The organism is Marinomonas rhizomae (genome assembly GCF_024397855.1).
GTDB lineage: Bacteria > Pseudomonadota > Gammaproteobacteria > Pseudomonadales > Marinomonadaceae > Marinomonas > Marinomonas rhizomae_A.
In genome coordinates this window covers 916,314-936,451 of the sequence record NZ_CP073343.1, presented here as the reverse complement: position 1 = coordinate 936,451, position 20,138 = coordinate 916,314, and the positions used below count along the sequence as shown (strand labels likewise).

At 45.0% G+C, this 20,138-nt stretch carries 17 protein-coding genes; 11 read left to right on the top strand and 6 right to left on the bottom strand.

The features are described from left to right. The first annotated feature begins 15 nt into the window (after positions 1–15). Positions 16–741, top strand: coding sequence for an SDR family NAD(P)-dependent oxidoreductase (locus tag KDW99_RS04325; protein ID WP_255828077.1), 726 nt, complete (start codon positions 16–18; stop codon positions 739–741). Between the two features lie 38 nt (positions 742–779). Here the strand turns inward: KDW99_RS04325 and KDW99_RS04320 are convergent, their stop codons facing one another. Continuing rightward, a complete protein-coding gene (locus KDW99_RS04320) occupies positions 780–1,508 on the bottom strand; it encodes a DUF1826 domain-containing protein (protein WP_255829250.1) in 729 nt (242 codons plus the stop codon). Between the two features lie 143 nt (positions 1,509–1,651). Between KDW99_RS04320 and KDW99_RS04315 the strand changes: the two genes are divergently transcribed. Continuing rightward, positions 1,652–2,119 (top strand): Lrp/AsnC family transcriptional regulator, encoded by a 468-nt coding sequence (locus KDW99_RS04315; protein WP_255828076.1) that lies wholly within the window; start codon positions 1,652–1,654, stop codon positions 2,117–2,119. A 19-nt stretch (positions 2,120–2,138) separates the two neighbouring features. Here the strand turns inward: KDW99_RS04315 and KDW99_RS04310 are convergent, their stop codons facing one another. Further along, on the bottom strand, positions 2,139–2,399 hold the full coding sequence (locus KDW99_RS04310) for a DUF5062 family protein (protein WP_168822450.1): 261 nt from the start codon (positions 2,397–2,399) through the stop codon (positions 2,139–2,141). A gap of 326 nt (positions 2,400–2,725) precedes the next feature. Here KDW99_RS04310 and KDW99_RS04305 point away from each other — a divergent pair, with 326 nt between their 5' ends. From KDW99_RS04305 to ggt, 9 genes are all read left to right on the top strand, one after another. Next, positions 2,726–3,415, top strand: coding sequence for a GntR family transcriptional regulator (locus tag KDW99_RS04305; RefSeq protein ID WP_255828075.1), 690 nt, complete (start codon positions 2,726–2,728; stop codon positions 3,413–3,415). 27 nt (positions 3,416–3,442) lie between these two features. Beyond that, a complete protein-coding gene (prpB, locus tag KDW99_RS04300) occupies positions 3,443–4,321 on the top strand; it encodes a methylisocitrate lyase (RefSeq protein WP_255828074.1) in 879 nt (292 codons plus the stop codon). Between the two features lie 16 nt (positions 4,322–4,337). Beyond that, positions 4,338–5,477, top strand: coding sequence for a bifunctional 2-methylcitrate synthase/citrate synthase (gene prpC, locus KDW99_RS04295; protein WP_255828073.1), 1,140 nt, complete (start codon positions 4,338–4,340; stop codon positions 5,475–5,477). A gap of 41 nt (positions 5,478–5,518) precedes the next feature. Beyond that, positions 5,519–7,006 (top strand): 2-methylcitrate dehydratase, encoded by a 1,488-nt coding sequence (prpD, locus tag KDW99_RS04290; RefSeq protein ID WP_255828072.1) that lies wholly within the window; start codon positions 5,519–5,521, stop codon positions 7,004–7,006. 70 nt (positions 7,007–7,076) lie between these two features. Continuing rightward, positions 7,077–9,167, top strand: a complete 2,091-nt coding sequence (locus tag KDW99_RS04285) for a tRNA(Met) cytidine acetyltransferase TmcA (RefSeq protein ID WP_255828071.1) — start codon at positions 7,077–7,079, stop codon at positions 9,165–9,167. Between the two features lie 271 nt (positions 9,168–9,438). Continuing rightward, positions 9,439–10,431 carry a TRAP transporter substrate-binding protein gene (locus KDW99_RS04280; protein ID WP_255828070.1) on the top strand — a complete coding sequence of 331 codons (993 nt, stop codon included), beginning with the start codon at positions 9,439–9,441 and terminating at the stop codon, positions 10,429–10,431. A 166-nt stretch (positions 10,432–10,597) separates the two neighbouring features. After that, entirely contained in the window at positions 10,598–11,275 is a 678-nt protein-coding gene (locus tag KDW99_RS04275; RefSeq protein WP_255828069.1) for a TRAP transporter small permease, read from the top strand. Between the two features lie 15 nt (positions 11,276–11,290). Continuing rightward, positions 11,291–12,904 carry a TRAP transporter large permease gene (locus KDW99_RS04270; RefSeq protein ID WP_255828068.1) on the top strand — a complete coding sequence of 538 codons (1,614 nt, stop codon included), beginning with the start codon at positions 11,291–11,293 and terminating at the stop codon, positions 12,902–12,904. Positions 12,905–13,113: 209 nt separating this feature from the next. Continuing rightward, a complete protein-coding gene (gene ggt / locus KDW99_RS04265) occupies positions 13,114–14,874 on the top strand; it encodes a gamma-glutamyltransferase (RefSeq protein WP_255828067.1) in 1,761 nt (586 codons plus the stop codon). Positions 14,875–14,907: 33 nt separating this feature from the next. Here the strand turns inward: ggt and KDW99_RS04260 are convergent, their stop codons facing one another. The 4 genes from KDW99_RS04260 to KDW99_RS04245 all read right to left on the bottom strand — a co-directional run bounded on the left by KDW99_RS04260 (position 14,908) and on the right by KDW99_RS04245 (position 20,132). Continuing rightward, complete coding sequence (locus tag KDW99_RS04260) at positions 14,908–15,603, bottom strand: GGDEF domain-containing protein (protein ID WP_255828066.1); 696 nt, start codon at positions 15,601–15,603, stop codon at positions 14,908–14,910. A gap of 87 nt (positions 15,604–15,690) precedes the next feature. Then, the gene (locus KDW99_RS04255; RefSeq protein WP_255828065.1) at positions 15,691–16,455 is read right to left on the bottom strand and encodes a sulfite exporter TauE/SafE family protein; all 765 of its coding nucleotides are present in this window, start codon (positions 16,453–16,455) and stop codon (positions 15,691–15,693) included. Positions 16,456–16,551: 96 nt separating this feature from the next. Further along, a complete protein-coding gene (locus tag KDW99_RS04250) occupies positions 16,552–17,910 on the bottom strand; it encodes a sigma-54-dependent transcriptional regulator (RefSeq protein WP_255828064.1) in 1,359 nt (452 codons plus the stop codon). Beyond that, complete coding sequence (locus tag KDW99_RS04245) at positions 17,910–20,132, bottom strand: ATP-binding protein (RefSeq protein WP_255828063.1); 2,223 nt, start codon at positions 20,130–20,132, stop codon at positions 17,910–17,912. The genes KDW99_RS04250 and KDW99_RS04245 overlap by 1 nt, the downstream gene beginning before the upstream one ends. Positions 20,133–20,138: the final 6 nt, after the last annotated feature.

Genomic DNA, 20,138 nt, shown 5'->3' with positions numbered 1-20,138 from the left:
TGTCGGAGTATTAACATGCCCTCTTTCTACGCCTTGGTGATTGGTGCGAGCAGCGCCATTGCTCAAGCTACTATTCAACAGTTCGAAGCAGACCAAGACTGCCTTGGCGTGTTTGCCGTTAGTCGTTCTTTACCACTCCATCCAGTCCATGAAAAAGTTCAATGGCTAGAGTCTGATTATACGGAAGCCAGTATTCAGCAGGTCTGTAAAAAACTGACGCCTTATTCTGGAAAGATAAATAAAGTATTGATCTGCAATGGTATTTTGCATGACGAGAGTATGATGCCAGAAAGAAAGCTAGAAGAAATAAGAGCTTCTCAGCTAGAAACTATATTTCATACAAATACCATCACTCCCATGCTGTGGCTCAGCCAGTTATTACCCGTTTTACAAGGCGAGCAAGCTACACAAGTTGCATTATTTAGTGCTCGAATTGGCAGTATTTCAGATAATAAAACCGGCGGTTGGTACAGTTACCGAGCCTCAAAAGCCGCTCTAAATATGCTCATTCAAACCAGCGCAGTGGAATACGCCAGAAGAGCCAAAAACATCAAGCTCATCGCTTTTCATCCTGGCACCACAGACACACCGCTATCCAAACCTTTTCAACGATCAGTGCCAAAAGACAAACTTTTCACTGCAGACTTTGTTGCCACACAGCTTTTATCCATAATGGAAAATATCGCCATGGACAACAAAGCGGCTTATCTTGATTGGAATAACCAACCGATTGAGTGGTGATATTTCAAACACCACTCAACGATGAAGTAGAGGATGTGTTAAATCATGTCCAAGCTTAAAAACAATCGCTTACTTTCAACACTGGCCGACGGGGAACGATGCACTACGCCACGACCCAATGACGTTGGCCATTCATCGCCTTTCATTAACGCCACATCTCCCACGCTTAATTGATTAATGCGCCCTTTATTATGCAAACCACTATTGTGATCCGTCACGTGACTAGCCAATCCTAGGCGATCTCTTATTACATGAGCCTCATGCAGCCATTCACTACCACTTCCGGCGTACGTCGATACCAACCGGCAAGGAATTTTATCCACATGAAAACGCGGACACATTGCATTAGAAAGTACATTTAAGCGCAAGCCCACTTCTTCAAGGTCAAATAAGCACGCAAACATATCAACCAATAACATCACATCTTCCACAAACAGAGCTTTATCTTCAGTGTCAGGCAGCTGCTTAGTTAACATGGCTTTAAGTTGATCTGAATTTCCTTGAGATCTAAAAGCAAAATTCGGGGCAGACACCAATAGAGACTCAGCATATTTTTCCAATAGACCGAGCGGTCTTTGCCAAACAGCCATACTAATATTGTTTTGATAAATATCAGCAAGCACATCTTGATGAGAAGACTTCACCACACCAAGCAAGGTTGGCTTTTTATCAACCTTCTTTTGATCGATCTGTTCAGAATGGCTGACGTTGAAATTAATGCTCTTTAAATCAACTGATTGGGATATTTTTTGTAAACTAAGATTCACCTTCAAAACAACTTCCTCTAAAAATGCAGACAACAAGTAGCGTCAAACACAACAATGTTACGTTATAACATTTTAAAAATAAAGAATTGAAATGATGCCTCCTAATCCATTAAGTTAGTGCTAATTCAAAAGAGATAGATGCCATGGAACAGCTAGATTCAACCGATCGTAAGATTCTTAATTTGCTGCAACACGATGGCAGTCTGAGTGCGACTCAAGTGGCCGATAAGATCGGCTTGTCTCAATCGCCCTGCTGGCGGCGTATTAATCGTCTGGAACAAGAAGGCTATATTCGCTCGACACAAGCAATTTTAGACAGAAACAAATTGGGGCTAGGCATCGTTGTCTTGGTAAATATCAAACTCTCTTCCCATGGCAGAAAGATGCTGGATGAATTCGAGCAAGCCATTGTCGACTATCCCGAGGTGGTAGAATGCTGGACAATTTCTGGATCAATGGATTACAGCCTAAGAGTGGTGTCCAACAGCATTGAAAGCTATGAGCACTTCTTGCGCAGCCAGTTATTGCAACTGCCACACATTCAAGAAGCACAAAGTCACTTCACTATGCGTGAAGTAAAGAATATCACTACCCTACCATTGGACTTTTAACGATTAGCGCAGCAACCCTCTATTTAAGCAGCGGATCGTCTTTTGGTAATAGCTTTTGAATCCACAACGCGAGCTTGTGTTTCATACTTGGCAAGTCTTCTTTATCCGCTGGCAATGCAACCACCAACTTATCCAATACCAATAAACGATAAATCGCTTCGGTTTTTTCATTGGCAGACATGGTGGAAGAAAAACCCGCATAACCACGTTTCAGAGCATAATTTTCTCCCACTTGAATGGCTTTTTTACTAAGAGCGGCTTCATTTTTAATTTTTTTCATAGCTTTCCCTATTCGTTGCGTGATCAAACAAACCGCTTAAGGGGATTGTCGACATACTTGGTATTCAAATCATTCTCATGACTCTATCAGCTTTTACTACTCAACCAAGCATTTCCAACGAATAAAAGCCAAAAACCACTTAATAAACACAATGTTAGTGACTTTCTTAACACCAAAACATCCCTTATATACGACTAAAGAATAAGAGTAAACTCAAACTATTGTCGACAATCCGGCTTGATAAAACACAAAAACACGACTATAACTAGGATCATTGTCAACAATAAAGCATTTTATGACGCTTATTTTGTCTATAAGAGTAAAGCATGAGTAACCTAATTTCGATCAAATCTGCGACACTGTCTGAAGACATCGCCCAGCAGCTCACCAACGCTATTGTGCAAGGTCATATCTCCCAAGGCAGTAAGATATCTGAGCCAGAACTCGCCAAACAATACGGTGTTTCTCGCGGGCCATTAAGAGAAGCCATCGTCAAACTAGAAGGCCTTGGCCTTGTCACCCGCACTGCCAATGTCGGCGCTCGCGTTATCCAGCTAAACACACAAGACATGCTCGACACCTTCACCATGCGAGAAGCATTAGAAGGCATGGCCGCTCGCTTAGCTGCCAGCAAGATGCCATCTGATGAAATAGACAGCTTGTACGCATTGCTCGATAAGCACCAAGCGCACCTAGATGCCAATCAAGACGAACATTACGTGCAACAAGGTGGCAACGACGATTTTCATTTGCGCATCATTCACGCCAGCGGCAACGCCAAACTTATTCGCTTATTAACAGAAGAATTGTACGCAGTGATTCGCATGTATCGTCGCCATACAGCAGATCAACGCAGCGACCCGCGCCAAGCATTACGCGAACACAAAGCCATTCTAGATGCGATAGCGAATCACGAAGGCGATCTTGCGGAACTACTGATGCGTCGTCATATCAGCCGTGCCAGCAAATTATTGGAACAAGCAATGGAACATTCTGCCGTTGCTTACCGACCCTAGTTAACTCGTTCTAAAGAGAGAAAAATAATGACAAGACTTTCAGCAGGCGCCCGTTTTAGACAAGCCGTCGCCACACAATCTCCCTTACAAGTCGTCGGCGCGGTAAACGCTTATTGCGCCATGATGGCGGAACAAACGGGCCATCATGCCATTTACTTATCAGGCGGTGGCGTTGCTAACGCATCTTATGGACTACCCGATTTAGGCATGACAGATTTACACGATGTGTTAGAAGACGTAAGACGCATTACGTCTGCCTCTAACTTACCGCTATTAGTCGACATTGATACTGGCTTTGGTGGTGCCTTTAACATCACCAGAACCATTCAACAAATGGAAAAAGCCGGCGCGGCGGCGGTGCATATTGAAGATCAAGTCCAGCAAAAGCGCTGTGGTCATCGCCCCAATAAAGCCATTGTCAGCCAAGACGAAATGGTCGACCGTGTAAAAGCCTGCGTAGATGCGCGAGTTGACGACGACTTTGTCATCATGGCTCGCACCGATGCTCTGGCTGTAGAAGGCATGGAGTCGGCTATCGAACGCGCCATTGCTTGTGTGGACGCTGGGGCGGACATGATTTTCCCAGAAGCCATGATCACCTTGGATCAATACAAAGAATTTGTCGCTGCGGTGAAAGTGCCTGTATTGGCAAACATCACCGAATTTGGTGCGACACCGCTGTTTAGTAAAGAAGAATTAGCCAGCGCTGGCGTAGATTTGGTGCTTTATCCGCTCAGCGCATTTCGCGCTATGAACAAAGCGGCCCTCAATGTCTATCAGCATTTATTAAACGATGGCCACCAGCGCAATGTGGTCGATGAAATGCAAACTCGCAACGAGCTTTACGAATTTCTCAACTACCATGAATACGAAGATAAATTAGACGCACTTTTCTCTAAAAAATAAGAACAGGAGTAGGAAAATGGCTAAAGTACTTTCTGGCGCAGGCCTACGTGGCCAAAGCGCAGGCGAAACCGCACTCTGTACCGTTGGCAAAGCCGCTTCCGGATTAACCTATCGTGGCTACGATATCGATGTATTAGCAGACAAAGCCAGCTTTGAAGAAGTCGCTTATCTCTTGTTGCACGGTCAGTTACCTAACCGCACTCAACTGCACGATTATGAACAAAGATTAATGAGCTTGCGCAGCTTACCTGACGAGCTAAAAGCGGTATTAGAACTGATTCCCGCCAGTGCTCACCCAATGGATGTGATGCGCACAGGTTGTTCTTTTTTAGGCAACCTTGAACCTGAGCTGCCTTTTGAAAAACAACCTTCGTTGGCGTTACATAGTGCCGATCGATTAGTCGCAACGCTGCCAGCTATGGTGGTTTATTGGTATCGTTTTAGCCACGATGGCGTTCGCGTAAATACACACAATGCCAACGTGCCTTCCTTGGCAGGTCATTTTCTCACCATGCTGCATGACAAAGAACCAAGCCCCCTTCATACCCAAGTTATGAACGCGTCTTTGATCTTATACGCTGAACACGAGTTCAACGCCTCGACCTTTACCGCTCGTGTTTGCGCTTCCACCTTGTCTGACATGTTTTCCTGCGTCACTGGTGGTATTGGCAGCTTACGTGGTCCACTGCATGGTGGCGCCAATGAAGCGGCGATGGACATGATAGAACCATGGAAAACTCCAGACGAAGCCGAAGCGGCCTTGATGCAAAAACTCGCCAATAAAGAAAAAGTCATGGGCTTTGGTCACGCTATTTACAGTGAACGAGATCCTCGCAACGACATCATCAAAAAATGGGCCAAAAAGCTCAGCGAAGACGTCGGCGACGATCACTTGTACGCCGTGTCAGAGCGCTGCGAAGCTGTCATGTGGCGCGAGAAAAAACTCTTCTGCAACGCCGACTTTTTCCACGCTAGCGCGTATCGCTTTATGGGCATTCCCACCAAGTTATTTACGCCTATTTTCGTTTGCTCCCGCGTCACTGGCTGGGCCGCTCACGTGATGGAGCAAAGAGCTAAAAACCGCATTATTAGACCTAGCGCTGATTACACAGGTCCTGAGCATTCTGAGTGGATCGACATCGACGACCGTCATTAATCCAACATAAGCATAAAAAAATTAACGATTAAGGATCACTAATGAGCAACAACGTAGACCTAAACAACCGCCCAGATTATGACCAAGTCATCCAAGATATCGCGGATTATGTACTGAATTTTAAAGTCGAAAGCCAAGAAGCTCTCGACACAGCACGCAATTGTTTAATGGACACCCTCGGCTGTGGTTTGCTTGCCCTACGCTTTCCAGAATGTACTAAACACCTTGGCCCCATTGTACAAGGAACAGTGGTGCCAAATGGTGCTCGCGTTCCAGGTACGTCTTTGTCCCTCGACCCGATGAAAGCCGCGTGGGACATTGGTTGTATCATTCGCTGGTTGGATTACAACGACACTTGGTTGGCGGCAGAATGGGGACATCCATCTGATAACTTAGGCGGTATTTTGGCCGTCGCCGATCACCTTTCACAAGTTCGACTATCCAACGGCGAAAGCCCAATGACCATGCGTGAAGTATTGGAAGCCATGGTGATGGCCCATGAAATCCAAGGCGTTATTGCCCTAGAAAACTCATTCAACCGCGTGGGTTTGTGTCACGTTTTATTAGTTCGTGTGGCCTCGGTTGCAGTGGTTACCAAGATGATGGGCGGTGACAGAGAACAAATCATGGCGGCGATTTCGCAAGCGTGGGTCGATGGTTCTGCCCTGCGGACTTATCGCCATGCGCCAAATGCTGGCTCGCGTAAATCTTGGGCGGCGGGCGATGCAACGTCTCGTGCGGTGCGTTTGGCCGATATGTCAATGCGTGGAGAAATGGGCATTCCCGGTGTGCTTACCGCAGATCAATGGGGCTTTTATGACGTGTCTTTCTCAAAAACCAATAAAGACCAAGCCATCAAGCCTGAAGACAAACGTGAGTTTTCTTTCTCACAAGATTATGGCACGTACGTGATGGAAAACGTCTTATTCAAGATCTCTTTCCCAGCAGAGTTTCACGCTCAAACCGCTGCTGAAGCGGCTGTTACTTTACATCCTTTAGTGAAGAATCGTTTGGCAGAGATCGACAAGATCGTTATTCGTACTCATGAATCTGCCATTCGTATTATTTCCAAGTCTGGCCCATTAGCAAATGCCGCCGACCGCGACCATTGCTTGCAATACATGGCCGCTGTGCCATTGGCCTTTGGTAACTTGATCGCTGAACATTATGAAGATGACTTTCATGCCGCCAACCCCATCATTGATGAGCTGCGCAACAAGATGGAAATCGTTGAAGACAAACGCTTCACCGCAGAGTATTTAGAAGCCGACAAGCGCTCTATTGCCAATGCGATTCAGGTGTTCTTTAAAGATGGCAGCAGCACAGAAGAAGTGATGGTGGAATACCCAGTCGGACACCGTCGCCGTCGCGCAGAAGGCATTCCTTTGTTGGAACAAAAGTTTAAAAACAACTTGGCAACACGCTTCCCAAGCCACCAATGCCAAAACATTTTTACGCTCTGCAAGGATCAAGCCGCTCTTGAAAGCACGGCAGTGAATCGCTTCATGGATTTATTTGTTATTGCCTAGGCTTAAACAAGCATTGGCACTTCCTTGTGGTCACAGTATTATAGAGTGATCACAAGGAAATTTTATTTATATGTCTGACAACCACCGCCACTGTTTTATTTTAAAAGGCTCGCCTAGCGAGGTTTTGTCAGACTTTCTTCATCTGTGTAAAAACTTCTCCACACCGCTTATTGCTGCTCATGATGTAAGCCAATATGACGAATTACTCGCTCCATCGTTAAAAACAAAACAGTTTAAAACCTGCTCTTTCAAACAAGTCAGACAAGAGCTCGGCAGCAGTCACGATGCTATTTTGGTGGATTTGACTCATGGAATATCTGCCAGTGCATTGGCTATTTTAGCGGGCACGGTAAGAGGCAATGGTCTCTTTGCCATTGCTCTGCCACATGAAGATTGGTTGTCTATGACAGACCAAGATCTATCGCGCTATTTACCTTGGCCTTTTGAACCAGAGCAAGTAACGTCGTACTTTAAACGTTACCTACTCGATACATTACAAGCCGATGAATCTCCTTTTAACCTTGTAAAATCCAGCGACATGCGGAGCTTACCTAAGCTCAAACCGATAGTTCCCAATGCCCCTCTGACTCAAGAGCAAGCCAACGCTCAGTCCTGTTTATTCGAACAGCGAGCGAAATCCTATGTGCTGATTGCCCCAAGAGGCCGAGGCAAGTCCACTCTATTGGGCGACACTCTGGCAAAACTCATCAACGCAGGAAAACGAGTGGCAATAACCGCGCCGAATCAAGAGGCGATTGTGAGTCTAAAGACTCGCTTTGAGCAAGTTATTGATCAAGACAGCATGACGCTGCCTTTTTTTGCCCCTGATGCCCTAATAAGCGATTCGACTCACTGGGACTTTCTCTTTGTTGATGAAGCGTCAATGATTCCCTTGCCCTTGCTTATGGCATTAAACGAAAAAGCCCAACACTGCCTTTTCAGCACCACTGATTATGGCTATGAAGGCGCTGGCAAAGGCTTTGGCATTCGGTTTTGTCAGTATTTAACATCGCAAAAAACCACCAAGACACTTGCTTTGCAATCACTCATTTTGAGCCAACCTATTCGATGGGGGGGAAATGACCCACTCGAACACTGGATCAATGATTGCTTCTTTTTAGCCACACCTGAAACTAATACCCAAGGGGCTGAGAGTACGAATGCAGGCACGACTAGCCTGGCAACATATCGTCAACTTACTGGCGCAGATTGGCTGGAGAACACAGACTTACTCGCCGATACATTTCAGTTATTGGTCAGTGCTCATTACCAAACCTCACCTGACAACTTGCGTTGGGTATTAGACGATCCTTCTGTGTCTACGCATCTTTATCTATCAAACGGAAAAGCACAAAGCGTTGCGATTATTACTAAAGAAGGCAACTTACCCAGTGCGCTCAGTCAAGAAGTCATGCAAGGCAAACGCCGCCCAAGAGGCCATTTAGTACCGCAATCTCTGCTGGCTCATGAAGGTATGGAAAACGCAGGACAGTATTATTACTTGCGCATTAGCCGCATTGCAACAGAGCAAAGCCAACAAAACAAAGGTATTGCGAGTCAATTACTTACGCAGATAGAAAGCCTTGCCAATGAGCGATGCGACTTTCTCTGCACCAGTTTTGCGGCCACGCCCGATGTGGTGTCTTTTTGGCTAAAAAATGGTTATTTACCGGTTCGATTGGGAACGAGTAAAGACCAAGCCAGCGGCAGCTACTCTTTGATGATGGTAAAGCCAATGACTCAACACGCTGCCTTGTTAGCGAATGATTGGCAAAACCGTTTTATTGAACAGTTTTTGCTTAACTTGCTGCTGCAATATTTCGATTTATCTTCAGAGTTGATTCTGATCATCCTGAGCCAAAAACATTATGGCCAAGATGAGCTTCCCGCTCTGGCGATGTTATCTTCAGAAGACTTGCGGGATATCGCGCTATTTGTAGATCATCATCGTCAATTTGACAGTATTCGACCTATTTTCCTTAAGGCAAGCCTACGCCTTGCCTTAACAGGACAGCTAAGCGCCAAAGATCCAGCCCATCGTCTATTAATTGAGGCTGCTTTAGGTCGTAATATTGAACAGGCTCGTCAAAAAGCGCAATTGTCTGGCAAAAAAGCCATGCACCAAACCTTCAAAAGACTTTTGACGCAGCTGATCAAGTAAAAATGGGTGGCTAACCGCCCATTAAAGATCTACCTATGTGTGTAATCCCCCCTATTAAATTCCATTGGTACAACAGAAAAAATACATAATAAGATATTTTCTACTTAATAATCATATACTTAAATAAAACCTAAAGACTTGGCACAGATTGTGTAAACAGTATGGCTAGCATCGCCTGTTTTGCTTTGTCTGTCGCCGATGAAAAATCAGCAATAAGTCAGGCTAAAAATCAGGTAAACAATAATAATTCAGTTTTTGGAGTTTTATAAAAATGAAAAAAATCAGCCTTGCTCTAACCTCTTTAGCTCTTGCTCTTTCTGCTGGCACAGCGGTTGCGAATTGTGATTCAGGTGAACGCGTTGTCAAATTCAGCCACGTTACTGGTGGTACTACTCACCCTAAAGTAGTTGCTGCAAATAACTTCGCAGAGCGCGTGAACAAAGAAATGAACGGCAAATTGTGTGTTGAAGTTTTCCCTAACTCCACATTGTTTGGTGATTCAAAAGAACTTGAAGCCCTACTTTTAGGCGACGTTCAGCTACTTGCTCCTTCACTGTCTAAGTTCGGTTCGTACACTGATAAATACGGTGTATTTGATCTGCCTTTCATCTTTAAAGACATGGACCACGCTATCCGCTTCACTAAAACCGAAGAAGGCAAAAAGCTACTTACCGAAATGGATGAGTACGCAGGTTTTGTTGGTCTAGGTTACTGGATGTCTGGTATGAAGTATTTTTCTGCCAACAAACCTCTTTTAGTGCCTAGCGATGCGAAAGGCATGAAATTCCGTGTACAAACATCTGACGTTGCAAAACAAATGATTGCGGCTATGGGCGCATCTCCTCAAGCAATGGCGTTCTCTGAAGTGTACGGTGCCTTGCAAACAGGTGTTGTGGATGGCCAAGAAAACACTTGGTCAAACATCTACACGAAAAAATTCTACGAAGTACAAGACAGCACAACGGAAACCAACCACCAGTTGTTGGCTTACTTGTTCATGACATCGTCTGAATTCTTGCAAAGCCTTTCTCCTGAAGACCGCGCGCAATTCACTAAAATTGCTGATGAAGTAACACAAGAAGCAAACTTGAACGTTAAAGCAGCAGAAGCGGCTAACCGTCAAAACATCTTGGATGCTGGCGGAAAAATCAACGTACTGACACCTGCACAACGCCAAGAATGGGTAGATACAATGAAGCCTGTTTGGAAGCAGTTTGAAAGCTACATTGGTAAAGATTTGATTAACGCTGCTGCTGGCGCGTAATCCATTTTTATCCCGCAGTGAGCTGACCTTAACCGGTCAGCTCTTGTGGTTTTATCCTGTGCTTTCTTGATCCTAAATCTCACACCGATGATCGATCCTAGAACCTACAAGACTTGCCACTACTGCACTTTAACTTGTTTTGGTCCACTTAGTTAAGGAGACCCCCATGGCACATTGGCCGCATCTTTATTTACTTATTTTTATTATTGTTCTTTGGCTATTAGAAAAGCGCTTCCCAAAAGTCATGGAGCGAGCAGAAGAAAACCTGCTAATCATCGTTATCTCCTCAATCATGGCGGTATCGTTCGGACAGGTTATAGCTCGTTATGGGTTCAACACTGGCTGGGACGCAGCACTTGAGTTCAATACAGTCGCCTTCTCTTGGTTGATCTTGTTAGGCATGAGCTACGGTATCAAAACCGGTCTTCATCTTGGTGTCGATATCGTCTTAAACGCGGTTCCAAAACCTGTCACAAAAGCACTTTCTTTGTTCGGTGCAGCAGCCGCTATGATGTACGGACTTATCCTCCTCGACTCCACTTGGTTGGCAATGCTTGGGGTAGACGTGAGCGGTGGTGCGATCGAGTATTGGTTGAAAATGTTCAAAATTGGTATAGGTTCAGAAGAACTTCGTTACCCAGAATTTGTACAAGAAATGTTTGGTTTGCGCCCCCGCGTTCACCGTTGGATTGTTCTTGTTATCCTGCCAATCAGCTTGGCTCTACTTTCTTATCGTTCTTTGCAAGCCTTTATCGATATTGCCCGCGGCAAACGAGACATGTTGATCAGTGGCCATGAAGCACAAGATCTTGTTAAAGAAAACCAAAACGTCTTGAAAGACTAGCGCAGGAGCATCATCGTGGAATCAATCATTCTATTTTCATTGGTAATTGTCCTGCTGTTTGTAGGTTTACCCGTTGGTATATCGTTGGGCTTATCGTCCATACTGTTTATTACTTTTTTCTCACACGACTCATTGTCGTCTGTGGCTATTTCTCTATTTGGGGCTGGTCAGCACTATACCTTGCTCGCTATCCCATTTTTCATCATTGCCTCGTCTTATATGTCGACTGGCGGCGTAGCGAAGCGTTTGATTAACTTCGCCATTGCCAGTGTTGGTCACTTCCGTGGTGGCTTGGCGATGGCATCGGTATTGGCGTGTATGATGTTCGCCGCCTTGTCTGGGTCCTCTCCAGCAACGGTTGTTGCCATCGGTACGATTGCCATTGCCGGTATGACACAAGTAGGTTACTCAAAAGAATTTGCAGCGGGCATCATTGCCAACGCGGGTACCTTGGGTATTTTGATCCCACCTTCTATCGTAATGGTGGTATACGCTGCGTCTGTAGACGTATCTGTTGGTCGCATGTTCTTGGCGGGCGTTATCCCAGGTTTGATGGCTGGCGGTATGTTGATGCTAGCTATTTATGTGGTTGCGCGTATCAAAAAGCTACCAGCTGAAGAGTGGAAAGGCTTTGGCAACTTAGTTCGTGGTGGTAAAGAAGCCGGTTGGGGCTTATTCCTTGTCGTGATCATCATGGGTGGTATTTATGGTGGTGTATTCACGCCAACAGAAGCCGCTGTTGTTGCTGCTGTTTACTCTATGTTCATCGCCTTGTTTGTTTATCGCGATATGGGGCCTTTAAAAGGCAAAACATGGACGAACGACAATGATGCTCCTCATGCGCGTGTTGGCTTCAACGGTACGGTTTATGGCGTGTCTTTCTTCCTTGTTTGGGAAATCATGTCATTCTTCGTATTCGCTGACAGCGAAACCGTCACTGGCGGCGATCGTGCGATTTGGGGCGCGATCATGTCTGTCGCTTTGGCCATTTTTTATGTCTACAAACGCTCTAGCAAGCTAGAAGAGTCTATTGGTGCTTGTTTGGCTGCTGGCGTGCCAATCTGGGGCCGTAACTTGTCCATGATGCTACGAGGTTTCTTCCCATCTTTGTTTGGTGAAGAGTCTCGTAAGGTAATGCTAGAAGGCACAAAAACCACCATTATGCTGATGTTTATCATCGCCAATGCTCTGTTGTTTGCTCATACCTTGTCAGCAGAGCGTATTCCTCAAATGATCACTGAGTGGATGCTTGGCGTCGGCTTCAACTGGTTCACCTTCCTAATCGCTGTGAACATTTTGTTGCTAATTGGTGGTCAGTTTATGGAGCCATCGGGTCTATTGGTTATCGTTGCGCCAGTGGTATTCCCTATTGCGATGGAACTGGGCGTTGATCCAATTCACCTTGGTATCATCATGGTAGTAAACATGGAGATCGGTATGATCACACCGCCGATTGGTTTGAACCTGTTTGTTACCTCCGGCATCACCGGCATGAGCTTGGCGCGTGTAGTAAAAGCGGCCATGCCATTTGTATTGGTATTGATGGTGTTCTTGGTGATGGTCACTTACATCCCAGCTCTTTCTACTGCATTGCCGTACAGCATTATGGGACCAGAAATCGTTCAATAACGCTTACGATCCCTCACTGTGTTGTTAAAGACACATGTAAAAAGTTTATAGAGTTTAGCGCCCTTCGGGGCGTTTTTTTTGCCTATCAAAATGAATAATGTGGAATATTTTCATTTTCTTTTCTCTAATTGTTTCTTTAATGACTTCACTCAACTTAATATTTTTGTTTTGATGGAAATAAGATATTCCATTCATCAACAAGGATTTTAATGATGCTATCAACTCGTTGGTTAAAAGCATTCGGTCTTATTCCCTTACTTGCTATTAGCCCTTTTACTTTGGCTGCAGAGCAAGCCGCCGACACGGTTGCACCTGAAGCAGCAAGCGGCACTGAAAAGAAAGCCTTGGCTCAGGCTGAAAAGTTTATGGTGGCCACAGCCAACCCTGAAGCGAGTAAAGCCGGTTACGATGTTTTAAAAGCTGGCGGCTCCGCCATTGATGCTCTGGTGGCTGTACAAATGGTACTCGGTTTAGTTGAGCCTCAATCCTCTGGTTTAGGTGGCGGTGCTTTCGCTGTGTATTATGATGCGACGAATCAAAAGCTCACGACCTTTGACGGCCGTGAAACCGCCCCTCAAGAAGCAACGCCAGAGCTTTTCCAAGATGAAAATGGCAAACCGCTTGCTTTTTACGATGCCGTTGTGGGCGGCCGCTCTGTTGGTACTCCCGGCACGGTTAAGTTAATGGGAGAGCTACACGAACGCTATGGCACTATGCCATGGGAAGATTTATTAGAACCAGCTACAGAACTTGCCCAGAAAGGCTTTATTGTTTCACCTCGTTTAGCGAATGCAGTCAAAGGCAGCGCGGAAAGATTGTCCCGTTATCCCGAAACAAAAAGCTACTTCTTCAACTTAGACGGCACCCCCATCGAGGCTGGCAGCCGCTTACAAAACACGCAATATTATGAAACCCTCCGCTTTCTTGCCACATACGGTGCGGATGAATTCTACACAGGACAAATTGCCAAAAAAATTGTTTCTAAGGTACGTGGTGCATTAGATAACCCTGGTGTTTTGTCTGAACAAGACTTTCTCAGCTATCGCGTCAAAGAGCGCGCTCCTGTGTGCCTACCCTATAAAGAATACGATATTTGCGGCATGGGACCGCCAAGTTCAGGAGCCTTAACAGTTGGCCAAATCCTTGGTATTACCAAGCAATTTGACCTAGCGGCCCTTGGCCCAAATTCTCCTGAAGCATGGCAGATTATCGGCGATGCTTCCCGCCTTGCTTTTGCCGACCGCGGTCGTTACATGGCAGACACTGACTTTGTGCCTATGCCACAAGGTTTATTGGATCAGTCTTATTTAGCCGATCGAGCTAAACTTATCACCAAAGGCAAAGCCTTAGACAGTGTAGATGCTGGTGAGCCTGAGTGGCGTCATCCAATCAAACAAGCTGATGATATTGCAATAGAACTACCTTCCACCAGCCACATCTCGATTGTCGATAAAGATGGCAATGCTGTATCTATGACCACCACCATTGAAAATGGCTTTGGTTCAAATATGATGAGCAATGGTTTTTTGCTTAATAATGAGCTGACTGACTTTTCCTTCAAATCTCAACAAAATGGCTACCCAATTGCCAACCGCTTAGAACCGGGTAAACGCCCTCGTTCATCTATGTCGCCAACCATAGTAATGAAAGACAACAAACCTTATTTGGTAGTTGGTTCACCGGGTGGTTCTCGAATTATTGGCTATGTGGCAAAAACCCTTATCGCTCACCTTGAGTGGGGGATGGATATTCAACAAGCCATTAACTTGCCAAACATGCTAAATCGATTCGGTACTTTTGATTTAGAAAAAGGCACAGAAGCAGAAACTTATGCAAAAACCCTGACAGATATGGGCTATAAAGTATCGATACAGGACTTGAATTCTGGAGTACAAGGTATTGTTATCGATAAAGGCGGTCTACTAGGTGGCGCGGACCCAAGACGAGAAGGCTTGGTATTAGGAGATTAACAACGAATAGGAAACGAAAGAGCATTAGCCGGCCTAGCTATTTTCTTCCGCAATAGACAGACGATAGCAGTCTCGCCCTGATTCTTTAGCTTCATACAGGGCGAGATCTGCATATTTAAAAGCATTTTCAATAGTGCTTTTGTGGTAATTGATATTAATGGAAAACCCAATACTCACACTAAAAGAGACAGAGATGTTGTTATGCTTCACTACAATATCTCTTGTACGCTGACAAATATTTTTTGCCAACGTCTCAGCAGACTCGGCATCCATGTTAGGCACAAATATCGCAAACTCTTCACCACCAAGACGGCCAACAACACTTGAGACTGGAGCCTGTTCCCGGAGAATGCAACCAAATTTCTGTAAAACCTTATCACCGCAAAGATGGCCGTATCGATCATTAATACCTTTAAAGACATCTAAGTCGATCACAAAAAAAGCATACTTAGTGTCAATATTTAACTTAGCTCCAAGCCAATCCTCTATTTGTTTATAAAAAAATCTGCGATTACAAACAGACGTTAAATCGTCCACCTTGGCTAATCGACTCATCTCTTTTTCCAAAATATCCATTTGATAAAACATACCAACCAGATGCCAAGAAAGAAGAGGAGCAAGAAAAATAGGGATAATTGATGCTCGAAAAACATCCTCAAAAAATGAGGTTTGGAAATTAAAAAGTACTGAAATAAGAAGATTACCAGCAGACGCTAAAATTATAGCCAAAATAGTAATGACACAAACCAATCTCGTCCGTCCAAGTTTTTGGAGCCGACCTCTCATACTTATCCTCCTCAGCAAAGAGTATTCCGATCACGCAGTAAGCAAAACCATAGACTGCCAAATTAACCTTAACGCCATTGCGGTCAACACTATATTAAAAATTCGATGAAAGTGACGATCAGGCATACGCTTTAGCACTTTAAGCCCAACCCAAGTACCTATTGCACCGCTAATAACCATACAAAACAATAAAGGCAACCAATCAACTAGCGGAAATCCAGCAACTTCAAAAACTGTAATTTTCAACACATGCTGTAACGACATCGCCGTCGCGAAGGTCGCTACGGTTCGAAAACGATCAGCATGAATCTGCTTGATAAAAGCCGCTACCAAGGGCCCTGTAGCACCAGCAAACAAAGTAATAAAGGTCGTTACGCCGCCTGCAATGGCAGTTCCCCAAGGACCAAGCACCATTTTAGGTAGTTTTGGCCCCCAACATAAATACAAGATAAATAACGCAATGGTTAAATACATAATAGCAGGCGGTAGCGAAACCAAGACAAAACTGCCAATAAAAGCCCCCAACAAGGCGCCAGGAGCAAACGTACCTATTAGTTTCCAGTCAATATGACGCCAACTCATCGCCGCTCGACCAGCGTTAGACCCAAGCTGTGCCACGCCATGCAGTGGAATAATAAGCTGTGGCGGTAACACCTGCGCCATCACGCCAAGCAACATAACGCCACCACCCGCGCCAAAACTGGCAGTAAAAAAAGACGTTAATCCAGACACAATAACAAGAAGGATAAATAAGTGCGGAGACACTTGATCAAAAAGCAATGCAGTTAAATTCATATAGTCGACAGGAAATCACATGTAATAAAGGCGGCAGGATAGCAAAATGGGCGTCTGAAATCTCAGCCACCCTATTCTTATTCGTGATACAGAAAATTATTGCTTATAAATATCTTTATCAAGATCGTACTTACGCATCTTGTCGTAAAGCGTTTTGCGCGGTAAACCAAGTGCATCCATCGTCCCTTTGATGGAACCCTTTTGGCGTAACAATTCTTGCTCTAACAAGGTTTTTTCAAATCGTTCCAGCTGCTCTGGGAGCGTCATCACGCCAGGGTTATTTTCATTGATAATAATCTGATCGAACTCAAACGAGCCGGCTTCGCCCATCAGTACATAGCGCTCGGCAAGGTTACGCAGCTCTCGCACGTTCCCTGGCCAATCGTAGCTCAGCAAGCTGTGCATTCTTGCTGCTGAAAGTGCCTCTGACTCACGTTTGTACTGGGCAATCGCCACCAAACAAAAGTGTTGCCACAATAGGGAAATGTCATCTTTTCGCTCACGCAATGGCGGAATATCCACACGCACCACGTTAAGTCGGTAATACAAATCTTCGCGGAAAGTACCGCCTTCGCTGAGCTGTTTGAGATCAACCTTGGTCGCGGCCAAAATACGCAAATCTAAATCTATCGCCGTATTAGAGCCTAAACGCTCTAGGCGACGTTCTTCTAACACTCGCAGCAAGCGGATTTGCATCGACATCGGCATGCTTTCAATTTCATCTAAAAAAAGCGTGCCGCCGTTAGCGTGTTCCAGCTTACCAATACGTTGCGTCTTGGCATCCGTAAACGCGCCTTTTTCATGACCAAATAATTCAGACTCCATTATAGAATCTGGTACAGCGCCGCAGTTAATTGCCACAAAAGCATGGCCTCGGCGAGAGCTGTGTTCATGAATATAACGCGCTACCAACTCTTTGCCCGTACCCGTTTCCCCTTGGATAAGAATATCCGCACCAGTGTCAGCCACATGCAACAGTGCCTGACGCAGACGATGGATGCCAGGCGTATTACCGATAATCCGTGGTCCAGGGGCATTTTGCGCCGCCAATTCCAAACGTAAATTACGGTTCTCTAAAGTAAGCTGTCGCTTTTCTGAGGCACGACGTACCACTTCTAGAAAATCTTCATTCGAAAATGGCTTCTCTATAAAGTCATAGGCGCCATCGCGAATGGCGCTCACAGCCATGCTAATATCACCATGCCCAGTGATCAGAATAAAAGGAATTTCCGCGTCTATTTTTTTAACATCTTCAAATAATTCTAAACCGCTTTTACCGGGCAAATTAATATCGCTGACAATCACACCAGACCAATCTAATGACAGTTGTTCAATCACGCCTTGCGCAGATGCAAACTCAACGACATCAAAATCTTCAAGCTGTAATGTCTGAGAAATCGCCATGCGAACCGCTTGTTCGTCGTCAATTAGTATTACTTGCTTGCTGTCCGGCATTAGCTTTCCTCTTGAGGATCTTTAGAAGGAGATTGAGATGATTGCTGGTTGTAACGAGGTAGCCTAACACAAAACTCAGCACCGCCAGAGTCTCGATTTTGCGCGCTAATTTGCCCACCCATGGCCTCGACAATACGCTGGCTAATCGACAAACCTAATCCTAATCCTAAGCCTGATGATTTGGACGTGAAAAATGGTTCGAAAAGATGTCGAATGGCGTCATCACTCAGTCCGTTTCCTGAATCTTGGACACAAATAACCACCTGGTTGTCCGTCGAGGTTTGCTCGATACAAACTCGCCGATGATGGTCTGGCGCCTCTAAAATAGCATCTGCAGCGTTAGCCAATAAATTCACCAGAACTTGCTCCAAAAACACCATATCGCCGTTTACGATGAAGCCTTGGTCTTCGGTCACCACGAGCTCTATTCCCACTTCTTTATAACGTGGGCTCATAATTTTTAGCGCGCCCATAATCGCGGTTTGCACGGCAATTGGTCCATACTGTACATCCCCTTTTCGAGCAAACACTTTAAAGCGAGCAATAATGTCGCCCATGTGATGACCTAGCTGGCTAATATGCTGTAAGTTGGTATGGGCCTGTTCATATTGACCACGATCCAAAAACTTCAAGCCATTACCCGCAAAAGCACGAATGGCGGTCAGTGGCTGGTTCAATTCATGATTTAACCCTGCACTTAATTGCCCTAATACCGCCAACTTCGCGGTTTGAATCAACTCCCGTTGCGTTCCCTTGTGCTCTTCTATTTCATGACGCAATCGAGTATTGGCGCCTTCTAATTCAAAGGTTCTCTCTTTGACTCGCTCTTCAAGCTCGATACGTGCTTGGGTAATATCTTGTTCATAGCGTTTGCGTTCCGTCATGTCATGAAAGGTCACCAAATAACTCAAACGATTGGGAAGCTGCATCTTACAAAGGGTCATTTCCACTGGGACCGTTTGATCGGCATAACACAAACGCCCTTCTCGAGTCAGAACTTCAATGCCTAAATCATTAGTTGCTTCTAAAAAGTTATCGTTAGCCGATAAATCGGAAACACCTTCCTCATCAGGTTGAAATAACACTCCGAGTGGCTGCCCCACTAAAGGGGATAATGGTTGACCAAGCAGCTTCTCAACCGCGGGGTTAAAAGATTCTATTTTGTGGTGTTCGTCCAACGTCACTAAGCCAGCTTGCGTATTTTGAATCACCTCCCGAATGTAGGCTTGGTTGTGGCGCGTCATTTCATTGGCATCAGAACGTTCTCGCAACATACGTCGACGCAACATAGCCAAACCTAATAACAAAGCCGTAATGGTCACTCCACCGGCAAAAATGGTGCGCCATAACGAGATTTCTTCATTGATGATCTTTAACGGCGCAAGAATCGATATTTGAAAACCTAATAGACGAATCGGGCGACTCATTCTCAAAAATGACAGGCGCTGCAATTCTTCTTTACCATCAATAACAGTATTTTCTAACACATCGACAATTTGTGATTTTTCATCAAAGCGCTTTTGATAAACAATCGCCAGTTTCTCAATAGATTTACCGTAATAACGCTGGGAATCAGCAATACGTTGTAACTCAGTATGTGACAACTCGCCCAACACCCGGTACAACCAGTTAGGTCGCGAGCTACTAAAAACAATACCATCAGGGTCAAGTAGTAGAAATTCATAATGCTGATTGGCAAAGCGTTTTTCGAATTGAGTCAAATCCACTTTAACAACAGCAATGCCAATAATCGAATCGCCTTCATAGACAGGATACGAAAAGTAATAACCACGCCGATTTGATGTTGTACCCAGCGCATAATAGCGCCCAGGTTTGCCTTGAATGGCATCTTTGAAGTAAGGGCGAAATGCAAAGTTACGACCAACGAAGCTCGCTGATTCTCGATAGTTTGATGCGGCAATGGTTAGACCATTAGTATCCAGTATGTAACTGTCTGAGGCTTCAGTAATGCGGTTAATCTGTTCAAGCTCACGATTGAGCTGATTAATGTCCGATTCAAAGCCATCCCGCAGGGCTTTTTTCACTCGGTCATTCGATGCCAATAATGTTGGCATGTGTTGGTACTTCGCAATGGCGCTTTCTAATACGCTAGCAAGCTGATTTAACTGCTCAAAAGAATCGATGCGCAGAGTTTTAATTTGCTGGTTTTTTAGCGCTTCCCCCCCTTTCCAAATCAGCAAAATCACCACTAAAAAGGCCATTAAATA